Raw genomic sequence first — 12,143 nt, 5'->3', positions numbered from 1 at the left:
AGCGCATTTGACCGTATCGATTCCGTTATCGGCCATAAATGCCATCGCCTGGACGTTTACCTCACCCAGATAGGGGGATGAGAATCCCACGCCGGTGGCGTTGAGCGTCTGGATGGCGGCGATAAGGGAGCCGGCTGCCGTAAAGGACAGTGCACCAGACCCGGCCTTTATTTTTTCAGCCAGATCGGTGTCAAAGGACGATCCATGGGTCAGTGTTGCCGAAGTACAGCCGTATAGAACAGCGTCCGGCCGTATGCCGGAAATCATCCGCAGATCATGGGATATGTCCGATGCTCCGAGCCCTGCCATCTGGTCCGAGCCCGGGATTTCATCAGCGTCATAGCCGCCCATGCGCTGGAAATGCACCGTGGTGTCCGGACAGCGCATCAGCATCATGTCAGCTTCGAGATTGGTGTTGGTGAAGGGTACAAGAACGCCGATTTTGGCACGGGTGCGTGTTTCATCTCTCATTGAAGGACTCCTTTCAGGGCAGCCAGAACGCGGTCCATGACCTCCTGACTGCAGATCGTGGCACGCAGGCAATCTTCAAGCCCGTAGCCGCCCATGCCGCGCATCATGAGATTCTGCCCCCGCAGCGCCGCATCTGCCGCTTGTGCCTGCTCCGCTGAGGAAAAACGGATCAGCACAAAATTGGTATGGCTTTGCGGCACTTCAAGGCCGAGGGCGCGGCATTGTTCGGCGAATCCATCACGGATGGCCACTGTTTTTTCTACCACGGTTTTCATATGCGCCTGATCCCGGATTGCCGCTGCCGCCATCGCCTGGGAGACGGCCGATATGTTGTTGGGGTTCAGGATCTTGCGGACCTCACCGCCGACCTCGGGCGGGAAATAACCCCAGCCCGCCCGTGCCCCGGCGAGGCAGTAAGCTTTCGAGAAGGTGCGTGTCACGACGGTGTCGCCGCGTTCGACAATTGCGAATATCTCGCCCGGATCATTTTCGGTATCGGCAAATTCCCCATAGGCCTGATCGATGACGAGCAGTACATTCCGGGGCAGGCCATCGCGCAGGCGCAGGATTTCGCCGTTTGGGATCAGCGTGCCGGTTGGATTACCCGGATTGCAGACAAAAACGATTCGGGTTTCAGGCGTGAAGGCTGCGAGTATGTCTTCGACCGAGACGGTCAGGTCCCGCTCACGGGCTTTGACATAATCCGCCTGCACCTGCGCTGAAACTGATGCAACAAAGGCATAGCCGTAATCGGTCCCCAAGACCCGGTCACCCGACCCGGCGAAGGCGCGGATCAGGCAACCGATCAGTTCCATCGACCCGGCGCCGCAGAGCACCCTGGCAGGATCCAGTCCATGCATATCCGCAACCGCGGCGCGCAAATCCGTCCATTCCGGATCAGGATAAAGCGGTATCTTATCGAGTGCCGCCCTGCCGGCTGCGATCGCAGCGGGGCTTGCAGAAAATGCGCTTTCGTTCTGCGCGAGGGAGACCGTGCCTTTATCGCCAAGGTCGGCGAGTGCATAGGCGCTCATCGCGCCAATATGCGGTACCGGGCGGATCACGGGGCGTCTCCATAGAGTCTGGCACCCTCTTGGCTCACCAGCCCGCGTTTTACATCCAGCGATAGCGCCCTGCGGTCCCGGTCAGCGGGATCGCCAAAACCGCCGCCCCCGGGTGTTTCGAAAATCAGGTAGTCATCCTCTTCAACCCGCAACTCCCCCTTTCCGGGTATGTCGCCGGCGCCGTCACGGAAGCGGATGCGCCCTGCTGCCCCCGGATGTCCTCCCATCCGGCCAAGGGCCGGAAACTTTATCCGTTCAACCGACAGGAATATTATGAATGGCGCACCGTTCGCCGAAGTCATTTCGATCCGCTGGCCCATGCCGCCGCGATACTTGCCGGCACCGCCTGAATCCGGACGCAACTCACGCCGCCAGATAATCACCGGTGCAACACTCTCAGTGATCTCAACCTGGGATCCGAACACGCCAGACGGGTAGGCTGTTGCCGACAACCCGTCCGAATGAGGGCGGGCGCCCGTGCCGCCGTTATGGACCAGTTCGATCGCAAATTCCCGCCCGCCTTCCCGGGCAACCTCAGGCGCATGCCGCATTGGAAGGTCGAACATGCAGCTTGCGCCTTCCGCCGGAACCTGATCCGGCAACGCCTGATGAAGGCAGCCCAGCACCAGATCCGGTGTCATTTGTCCGAGCGTGTGCCGCATGGCAACAGGTGCCGGGCGCTGTGCGTTCAGGATACAGTCTCTGGGGCCGTCTGCTGTGAAGGGTTCCAGCGATCCCGCATTGTTCGGGATGTCCGGGCCGACAATGCAGCGCAGTGCAAAAACCGTATATGCCGTGGCATAGTTAAGAGGTACGTTGATACCCTTTTTCGAGCATCCCGATGTTCCCGTGAAATCCACATGCATGCCCGTTTTGGACACGGTCAGGGCGGCATGCAGTTCAAGCTCGTTCTCATATCCGTCTACTCTGAGGACGTTTTTGTAAATTCCTTCCGGCACCTCAGCGATTGCCTCAAGCGTGCCGCGCCGTGACGTGTTGATGATGTAGTCAGCAAGAGGGGCCAGATCATTGATGCCGAATTCCTCCATCATATCGGTCAGCCGCCTCGCCCCGGACTCACAGCAGGCGATCAGGGCATAAATGTCACCTTCATTTGCTATCGGCTCGCGGGAGTTTGCGCGGACGATATCCATCAGAAGAGCATTCGGCTCGCCTTCCTCCACAAGCTTGCAGGGTGGAATCAGCAGCCCCTCGTCATAGATGTCTGAACCTTCCGGGCCCATGCCGAGGCCGCCAAGATCGACCAGATGCGATGTGCAGCAGGTGAAACCCACAGCTTTGCCGTCTTTGAACACCGGCATCATCAGCAGGAAATCGTTCAGGTGCCCCGAAGCAAGCCAGGGGTCGTTGGTCATGTAGATATCCCCCGGCTTCATACTCTGTGTCGGGAAAGCACAGCGCAGATACTGCGCCGCTTCAGCCATCGTATTGATATGGCCCGGCGTGCCGGTGACGGCCTGCGCCAGCAGGCGCCCGTTGATATCAAAAATTCCTGCGGAAATATCGCCACATTCCCGTACGATCGGGCTGAAAGCGGCCCTGATCAGAGTCTGGCCCTGTTCCTCAACCACGGCCAGAAGGCGATTCCACATCACTTGCAGCCGGGCGAGAGGCATATCTGTAGTCATCATGCGTCTCCTTTCTGGTTCCGAACCAGGACAAGATTTCCAATGGCATCCACATGCGCCGAGAAGTCGGCAGAGACCAGCGTAGTGGTCTGAGGCTCTGTAATCAATGCCGGGCCCTGCACCCGGTCGCCGGGTTTGAGGCTGCAGCGTGAAAAAAATCCTGCTTGCTTTGCCGTGCCGTCAACATCACATGTGATGGGCCGCATTTCTGCCGGCGTGGCGGTCTTCAATGGCGGGGTTGCGGGAAGCGCCGGTATATCCGGGCTCCGGGTTGCCACGCGCACCGACCAGTTCAGAATCTCGATTTGCATCCCCGGGACGGGACGGGAGAATTGTTTGCGGTACTCCTCCTCAAACGCTGCAGTCAACGGGCCGATATCATCCGCAATCAAAGCCCGCCCCGGCAGGGTGATCTCGATCTCGTGGCCCTGACCGTTATAACGCATGAAGGCTGTGCGCTTGATCCCGGTCGGGGCATCACCGGCACCCCGGGCAACCACACCGCCAGCTTCAGCGATCATATCATCGAACAGCTCATTGACCGCGCCGAAGTTGAGCGTCTCCAGCAGTGAGTAACGTGACCTGACGATCTCAAAGCTGACCGGGGCGTACAGGAAGCCGACAGCCGAGGCCACGCCCGGATTTGGCGGGATCACGATACGGGTAATGCCTGCCGAACGGGCCACGCGGCTCGCATGCAGAGGGCCGTTTCCGCCAAAGGCAATCATTGTCCGCGATCCGATATCCTTGCCCGATTCCACAGCATGCATGCGGCCCGCACTGGCCATGCTTTCATCGACGATACGGCTGATGCCATCGGCGGCCCCCGACGCATCGCTTCCAAGCCGGGATCCGATCACCCGCACCAGTGCCTCCTCCGATGCGTCCGGGTCGATTTTGATATGCCCCTCGGCAAAGGTTTCCGGTGTGATATATCCCAGTGTGATGTCACTGTCGGTCACTGTCGGCTCGGTGCCGCCCCTGCCAAATGCAACCGGGCCGGGTTCGGATCCGGCAGATTTAGGCCCCACCATCAGGCGGTCCAGCCGGTCGACACCGGCGATTGAACCGCCGCCGGCGCCGATTTCAATCATCTCTATGGCGGGAATCCGCACGGGCATGCCCGACCCCTTGATGAAGCGGGCCGCACGTGCGATTTCGAATTCGCGCGAGGTCTGCGGGCTGGCATTGTCGATCAGGCAGAGCTTGGCGGTGGTGCCGCCCATATCGAAGGATAGCACGTCACTGATCCCTGCTTTGGCTGCGATGCGGGCTGCAAGAATGGCACCGCCGGCGGGTCCGCTCTCCACCAGCCTTATGGGGAGTCGGGCGGCAGTCTGCACCGTGCACATCCCGCCGCCTGCGGTCATCATGAGGATCGGGCAGACGACGCCTTCGGCGGTAAACCGGTCGACCAGGCGCATCAGATAGGACTCCATCAGCGGCTGGATATAGGCATTGGCAACCGTTGTGCAGAGCCGGTCGAATTCACGCGCCTCGGGGCTGACCCCGGAGGATATCGATACTTTGAGATGGGGCCGTTTTGCTGCCAGTTGATCCCGCAATTTGTGCTCATGCGACGGATTGGCATAGGCATGCATCAGACAGATTGCGATCGCCTCGGCACCGCTCGCATCGATATCGGCGAGCAATGCGTCAATCGCCGCGTCTTCAAGGGCAATCAGAACATTGCCCTCTGCCGACACTCGCTCGCGTACGGTCAGTGCCCGCTCACGGGGAACCAATAAATCAGGTTTTTCGAGATTGATGTCATATTGCGAATAGCGCCGTTCGTAAGCGATTTCCAGAATGTCACGAAACCCCTCGGTCGTGACAGTCGCCACAACCGCACCGCGCCGCTCGATCAGGGCGTTAGTCGCAAGCGTTGTTCCGTGGATGAAACCCGTCACATCGCCCAAACTCTGCCCTGACTGTTCAATGACGCGCATGGCGCCTTCCATGGCGCCATCGGCGGGGTTTTGATGGGTCGTCAGGGTTTTGGCCGAGGCAGTTATCGTCTCCTCACCGGAGACAAGAACCGTGTCAGTAAAGGTGCCGCCAATGTCGATGGCGAGGCGCAGTGATTGAGTTGTCATGATTCATACCGAAATATCCGAAGTCGCAAATTCAGCCCGTCAGAGCAGCGGGCTCTGGCGGTTGGTACAGGGGACGAGATCGCAGCCGGTTGCGCGGCGATCAAGGCGTTTTGGAATACAGCACTTCATCATGCTCATAATGTACAGCCAGCAAATCAGCGCGGCAAGAAAAATCAAAAAAATAGCCTGCAAGCGACAGATCACATCGCTTGCAGGCACGGTTAACTCCCGGCACGCGGGCCGGGTTCAGACGGGGGCTCCGATCAGGAGATCCACCAGCGTTCAGCCGCTTTGGCCCCATCCAATTCCCAGTTAGCGGCGATCTCGCCGTGGGAGATGGTTTTGGAAAGGCCCATGAGGTGGTTCGCGAACATCGGGATGAGCGCGCCACCGTCGTCATGGAGCAGCATTGTCGCTTCGGCATAGAGCTTGCGGCGCTTGTTATCATCCAATTCGGCCCGCGCTTCAATGATGATCGCATTGAACCGGTCAGGAGCCTTGCCGGTCCGCCAGGCAGTATCGTTCCACTCGGTATCGTTGGTGTAGGCAGCGGAGAACGACCAGTCTGCTGTCGGACGCCCGGACCAGAAGCAGGTGCACCAGGGCTTCTTGTTCCAGACATTTGACCAGTAGCCATCGGAAGGCTCGCGAACCACTTCGATGTCGATTCCGACTTCACGGGCAGATGCCGCTATCAGCTGGGCCGCATCGACAGCGCCGGCAAATGCCGCATCCGATGAAGACAGCATAATCGTTCCGCTGTGACCGGACTTCTTGTAATGCGAGGCGGCACGATCGGGGTCATACTCGCGCTGGGGCAAGCTGGCGTCGAAAAAGCGGTCTGCCGGTGAAATGGGATGATCGTTCCCAAGCGATCCGTGACCGAGCAGGATCTTGTCAACGAGTTCCTGCCGCTTTACCGACAGTTTCAGCGCCATCCGCAAGTCGTAATTGTCAAACGGTGCCGCATCGACCCGCATCGGCATCGTGTAATGCGTAGTAGACGCCTTCTCGGCAATTTTGACATTGGATGCACGCGAAAGCAGAGCGACTGTTTTAGGGTCGACCCGGTCGATGGCGTGAACTGATCCGTTCAAAAGTGCGGTTTGGCGTGCATTCGGGTCGATAATGGCCAGGCCTTCGATCTCGTCGAAATGGGCACGATCGGATTTGAAGTAGTTCGGATTGCGGCGCCCCTTGAAGCGAACGCCCGGCTCGTAAACATCGATGATGTAACCGCCGGTACCGACACCTGATTGCGGATCGACAATTTCACCGCCCTCCGAGGGCATGATGAGCAGATGGTAATCCGATATGACAAAGGGGAAATCGGCATTGGCCGCATTCAACTCAAAGACGACGTTATTGCCATCGGCTCGTATCGACCCGATTTGGGACAACGTGCCGCCAACGGCCGACTTTGACCCTTCTTTGCGATGGTGTTCGATGGAAGCAACGACATCATCGGGCGTAAGGGTCTTGCCGTTATGAAACTCGACGCCCTTGCGGATGGTGAAGACCCATGTTTTGGCGTCATCGGATGAGAACTCTGTTGCCAGTTCGGGTATCAGGTTTCCGGTTTCGTCCACCTCGACAAGATTGTTGCCCCACATATATCCGCAATTGGTGTTGAAGTTTGCTTCATATGTGGCCGGATCCAGCGTATCCGTTGTTGAACCGCTGCCAAATCCGAAAACAATTGAGCCGCCTTTTTTGGGGGTCATCGCCATGGCCTCACCTGCCATGCCAAGTGCCACCGGAACGGTGAGACCCGTAGCCAGGGCCGCTGACATGAAATCGCGGCGGGAAATCTGTCCGCTCTTCAGTTTTTGCATCTGAGACGACAGGAATAGTGATTTGGGTGTATTTGTTTTCATCTTTTCCTCCAGTGTTGAGCGAATGATCTGAGTATCTTTACAACATACCCGTCATCGCCTAGTCTTTTCCCAGTGATGTTACTTGGTCGTGCCAATTTCGTCAAATGGTGAAAATCGGTGAAAATCGGCACAATCGTTGAGTTTCTTCGAATGGGAAAGGGTTGCCAGGAAAATGCTTCCGGTTCTGATGACTATATTCAAACGCCTTTTCCTTGGGCTGGTGACCCTTTTTGTCGTCTCCGTCATCATCTTCTCATCGATTCAATTCCTGCCGGGTGATTTTGGCCAGGCGGTTCTGGGCCAAGCGGCGACTGAAGAGGCGGTTGCGGCATTCCGGGCCGAACTCGGCCTCGATAAGCCTGCCTATCTGCGCTATTTCGACTGGGTGGGTGCGCTGGCGACCGGCGATCTCGGAACATCATTCTCAGGGCGGGCTAGTTCCGGCTACGACCGTTCACGCCCAGTGGCCGAACTTATTGCGCCGCGGCTGTGGAACACATTGTTTCTGGCGAGTATGGCCGCCCTGATCGCGGTACCCCTGGCTCTTTTCCTCGGTGTCACCACTGCGCTTTGGCGCAATACCCGCTACGACAAACTGGCGAGTGCCACCACGCTGACAACGATTTCCTTTCCCGAATTCTTCATTGCCTATATTCTGATCCTCCTGCTCGGTACACTCTGGCCGATCCTGCCTTCGCTGGCTAATGTCGAGCCGGGAATGCCGCTGGGCGAACGCATCGCCAAATGCGTTTTGCCGGCCCTGACGCTGACCATGGTTATCGTTGCGCATATGATGCGGATGACGCGGGCATCGCTGATCAACCTGCTGGCATCTCCATATATCGAGATGGCGCGCCTGAAAGGCGAAAGCGCAAGGCGTGTCATTCTGTATCATGCGCTGCCCAATGCCTGGGCCCCCATTTCAACCGTGATTGCGTTCAATCTTGCCTATCTGGTTGTCGGCGTTGTCGTGGTTGAGGTGGTCTTTGTCTATCCCGGTGTCGGCCAGTTGATGGTGGATGCTGTCAGCTCGCGCGACATTCCCGTTGTTCAGGCCTGCGCACTGATTTTTGCGGCCACATACATCATGCTGAACCTTATCGCCGACATTATCGGCATCATCACCAACCCGAGGCTCCTGTATCCGAAATGAACACATCGCACAAAAAATATTCAGCAAAGGCCGAAGTCGGCCGCGTCCGGGTGCGCCGCAGCAGACGGGAGCGCATGTGGATCGAGCTGAAGAAAGCTCCGCCGACAGCGATATTCGGCATGATCGTTATCCTGTTCTATCTTGTGATGGCCATCGGCGCGCCACTGTTCGCGCCCTATGGCGAGGCCGAGATATTCAAGACACCCTATGCGCCCTGGTCTGCGGAGCACTGGGTGGGGACCGACCAGATTGGACGGGATATCCTCTCAAGGCTCATTTACGGTGCCCGTAACACCATCGGTATTGCTTTTATCACAACACTGCTTGCATTTTTAATCGGCGGCGCGCTCGGTCTTGTTGCCGCGATCACCCGCAACTGGCTTGACCAGCTCATCAGCCGCAGCGTGGATGTTTTCATGGCGATCCCTAGCTTGATTTTTGCGCTGATGCTGCTGTCCATCTTCGGGGCATCGACCATCTCTCTGATCCTGATCATTGCGGTTCTGGATTCAACGCGTGTCTTCCGGCTGACCCGCGCCGTCGCGGTGAACGTTGCCGTCATGGAATATGTGGAGGCGGCTACGCTACGCGGTGAGAAGTTGCCATGGGTGATGCGCCGTGAAATTCTGCCAAACATCATGCCCCCGCTGGTGGCGGAATTTGGGCTTCGCTTTTGCTTTGTTTTCCTTACCATCGCCGCCCTCAGTTTCCTTGGCGTGGGCATACAGCCGCCCACAGCCGATTGGGGTACAATGGTCCGCGAGACGGCGAATTTAATCCAGTTTGCAAAATTTGACATCAAGGCAGGAATCACGCCCCTGCTGCCCGCCTCCCTGATCGCCCTGATCACTGTCGCCGTTAACTTTGTCGTTGACTGGTTCCTGCATAAAACGAGTGGGTTGCGCGATGAAGAGTAAAAGTAAGAGTGACATTTTGCTCGAGATGCGCGACATCCACATTGAAGGATTCGCGGATGAGAAATGGAATCCCATCATCAAAGGCGTGAATCTGACACTCAGGCGCGGGGAAGTGCTTGGGCTGATCGGTGAAAGTGGAGCCGGGAAATCCACGTTGGGCAAGGCCGCCATGGGGTATGCGCAACCCGGCTGCCGGATTACCCGCGGCTCAATCATCTTCAAGGGTGAGGAGTTGCAGGGCAGGGATGATCGCGAGCTGCAGCATCTCTGGGGATCACGGATTGCCTATGTGGCGCAATCAGCCGCAGCATCGTTTAACCCGGCTCATAAGCTGCTTGATCAGACCGTGGCTTCGACCGTACGCGAAGGCATAAAACCGGCCAGCGAAGCCCGCAAGGATGCACATGCGCTCTTTGCCTCGCTCTTGCTGCCCCATCCGGATACGATTGGCGACCGGTTCCCGCACCAGGTATCCGGCGGGCAGCTGCAGCGGATCATGACGGCAATGGCAATGTCACCCCGACCCGACCTGATTATTTTTGATGAACCCACTACAGCTTTGGATGTGACAACACAGGTTGAAGTGCTGACAGCCATGCGCAGGATCGTCGAGGATTTCAACACTGCTGCGATTTACATCACGCATGATCTGGCGGTGGTCGCGCAGATGGCCGACCGGATCAAAGTGCTGCGCTATGGCGAAGAGGTTGAGGAAGCTGAGACGCGCAAGATGCTGGCCAAGCCCAAAGAGGACTATACCAAATCTCTCTGGTCTGTCCGACTGCTGCAAAAAAAGGCTAAAAGTTCAGATGACGTGGTGCTGAAGATGGATGGCGTTGATGCCGCATACGGAAATGATATCAAGGTTCTGGATGATGTATCGATCCGTTTGCCGCGCGGGCGGACCGTTTCGATCGTTGGCGAATCCGGCTCGGGTAAGTCCACGGCAGCGCGGGTTATCACCGGACTGCTGCCAGCCGGCAAGGGGCAGGTCAGTTTTAACGATGAAGTGTTGCCTGCAAAACTCAAGGATCGCAGCCACGAGCAGTTGCGCCGGATCCAGATGATCTACCAGATGGCCGATACGGCAATGAATCCGCGTCAGACCGTCGGTGAGATCATTGGCCGGCCGCTTGAATTTTATCACAGCTTGCGGGGCAAGGAGAAGGAAGCGCGGGTCATTGAGCTTCTTGAATCAATCGAATTGTCGGAGGATTTCTATGATCGGCTTCCGGGCGAATTATCCGGCGGCCAGAAGCAGCGGATTTGCATCGCCCGCGCGCTGGCAGCTGACCCCGATGTCATCATATGCGATGAAGTAACATCCGCGCTTGATCAGATCGTGCAGGAAGGCATTTTGCAGCTGCTGCTGCGGTTGCAGAAGGAGCATGGAATTTCGTACCTCTTCATCACCCATGATATCGCAACGGTCGAAGCCATTTCGGATGAAATTGTCGTCATGCTGAATGGCCGGGTCGTGGAGCAGGGGCTAAAAGACAAAATCCTTGCGCCGCCTTATCCGGACTATACCAAACTCCTGCTCAGCTCGGTGCCTAAAATGGACCCGGACTGGCTCACCAAGCTCATTGCCGGAGGAAAAAAGCCTGCTTCTAAGAGGGGTAAAGCACCTCAAAGGAGAAAAGCTACAAAAAAAGGGAAAACTGCATCTTGAAAGCTTGAGGTTGCTCATCCGGTAATGTCCTGGCCATGGCACGGAAGTCGTGAATGAAGACAAACTTACGCCAGTTCGACACGCAAGGTTTTACCGATAGCGCGGACGAAGCATTCTCGATACGCCGTATTTATTGCATCGGCAGGAAATATGCAGTGCACACGATTGAAATGGGCTGTAATCCGCTCCGTAGCCAAAAATGGCTTTACCGAAATCGTAAATTATCCGGGGAAAGCTGATCGATTGAGCTTTTTCCCATAAGTCTCATTGCCCTTTCCACTTCTGCATGCATTAAGCTTAAAGCCCGTTCAACACCGGGTCTGCCGGCGGCTGCAAGGGGAAAAAGATAGTACCGGCCCAGACCCACAGCTTTGGCTCCAAGGGAAAGCGCCTTTAATACATGGGTCCCCCGCCGGACACCGCCATCCATGATCACATCGATTTCATCTCCAACTTCATCAACGATTTCCTTAAGTTGATCGAATGATGAACGCGATCCGTCAAGCTGCCGGCCGCCATGATTTGACAAGACAACTCCGGTGCAGCCGATATCGACAGCCCTGCGGGCATCCGATGATGTCATGATGCCTTTCAGGCAAAATTGACCGCCCCATTCCTGCACCATTTCACCAATGTCATCCCAATTCATTGTGGGATCCAGCATTTCATTCATATAGCCGCCGATCGTTCGCGCATCGCCCTTGATATCAATATGATCATCCAGTTGCGGTAATCGAAATCGTTCGCGAGTAAGATAATTGAACCCCCATGCGGGCTTCAGAAGGAATTGCATCATACCGGATATTGTTAAACGAAGCGGAATGGTAAATCCGGTGCGCAGGTCACGTTCCCGGTTACCGCCGACAATGCTGTCTACCGTAACCAGCATGACTGCAACGCCGGCCTCCTTGGCACGCTGCATCATGGCTCTGTTCAGTCCGCGGTCTTTGTGAAAATAAAACTGGTAAACCTGCGGGCTCTTATGCTTTCGCCGAAGCTCCTCTAAGCTGACCGTGCCGACGGATGAAACACCGAACATCGTACCGTATTTTTCGGCAGCAGCAGCGACGGCTCTCTCTCCTTGGTGATGGAACAGACGCTGCAGTGCCGTCGGCGAGCAATAGAAAGGCACTTTCAATTTCTGTCCAAGCACTTTAACGGACATGTCCACATCTTTGACGCCGGCTAATACGGATGGAAGCAGATCACAGTGATCAAAGGCTTGTGTGTTTCGCCGGTAGGTT

At 56.8% G+C, this 12,143-nt stretch carries 10 protein-coding genes; 3 read left to right on the top strand and 7 right to left on the bottom strand.

Annotated features, from left to right (window positions below):
• From V6Z81_10600 to V6Z81_10575, 6 genes are all read right to left on the bottom strand, one after another.
• Positions 1–471, bottom strand: a 471-nt coding sequence (locus V6Z81_10600) for a hypothetical protein (GenBank protein MEG9862915.1), incomplete at its 3' end; no start/stop codon positions are given.
• Positions 468–1,535 (bottom strand): histidinol-phosphate transaminase, encoded by a 1,068-nt coding sequence (locus tag V6Z81_10595; protein ID MEG9862914.1) that lies wholly within the window; start codon positions 1,533–1,535, stop codon positions 468–470. The genes V6Z81_10595 and V6Z81_10600, both read right to left, overlap by 4 nt.
• Positions 1,532–3,187: a hydantoinase B/oxoprolinase family protein gene (locus V6Z81_10590; protein ID MEG9862913.1), complete on the bottom strand. Its 1,656-nt coding sequence runs from the start codon at positions 3,185–3,187 to the stop codon at positions 1,532–1,534. The genes V6Z81_10595 and V6Z81_10590 overlap by 4 nt, the downstream gene beginning before the upstream one ends.
• Complete coding sequence (locus tag V6Z81_10585) at positions 3,184–5,280, bottom strand: hydantoinase/oxoprolinase family protein (protein MEG9862912.1); 2,097 nt, start codon at positions 5,278–5,280, stop codon at positions 3,184–3,186. The genes V6Z81_10590 and V6Z81_10585 overlap by 4 nt, the downstream gene beginning before the upstream one ends.
• Positions 5,281–5,319: 39 nt before the next feature.
• Positions 5,320–5,499 (bottom strand): hypothetical protein, encoded by a 180-nt coding sequence (locus V6Z81_10580; GenBank protein ID MEG9862911.1) that lies wholly within the window; start codon positions 5,497–5,499, stop codon positions 5,320–5,322.
• Between the two features lie 44 nt (positions 5,500–5,543).
• Positions 5,544–7,157 (bottom strand): ABC transporter substrate-binding protein, encoded by a 1,614-nt coding sequence (locus V6Z81_10575; protein ID MEG9862910.1) that lies wholly within the window; start codon positions 7,155–7,157, stop codon positions 5,544–5,546.
• 172 nt (positions 7,158–7,329) lie between these two features.
• Here V6Z81_10575 and V6Z81_10570 point away from each other — a divergent pair, with 172 nt between their 5' ends.
• From V6Z81_10570 to V6Z81_10560, 3 genes are read left to right on the top strand one after another with little or no spacing between them, the layout of a single operon-like run.
• The gene (locus V6Z81_10570) at positions 7,330–8,310 is read left to right on the top strand and encodes an ABC transporter permease (protein ID MEG9862909.1); all 981 of its coding nucleotides are present in this window, start codon (positions 7,330–7,332) and stop codon (positions 8,308–8,310) included.
• Positions 8,307–9,227 (top strand): ABC transporter permease, encoded by a 921-nt coding sequence (locus V6Z81_10565; GenBank protein ID MEG9862908.1) that lies wholly within the window; start codon positions 8,307–8,309, stop codon positions 9,225–9,227. Before V6Z81_10570 ends, V6Z81_10565 begins: the two co-directional genes overlap by 4 nt.
• Positions 9,217–10,899, top strand: coding sequence for an ABC transporter ATP-binding protein (locus V6Z81_10560; protein ID MEG9862907.1), 1,683 nt, complete (start codon positions 9,217–9,219; stop codon positions 10,897–10,899). Before V6Z81_10565 ends, V6Z81_10560 begins: the two co-directional genes overlap by 11 nt.
• Before the next feature lie 205 nt (positions 10,900–11,104).
• On the opposite strand, the gene V6Z81_10555 is transcribed toward V6Z81_10560, so the two are convergent.
• The coding region (locus V6Z81_10555) for an alpha-hydroxy acid oxidase (protein MEG9862906.1) at positions 11,105–12,143 on the bottom strand (1,039 nt) is incomplete at its 5' end.

The sequence above is a fragment of the Parvularculales bacterium genome, from assembly GCA_036881865.1.
Taxonomy (GTDB): domain Bacteria; phylum Pseudomonadota; class Alphaproteobacteria; order JAPOUT01; family JBAJNM01; genus JBAJNM01.
This window is presented reverse-complemented; position numbering and strand designations above follow the sequence as displayed.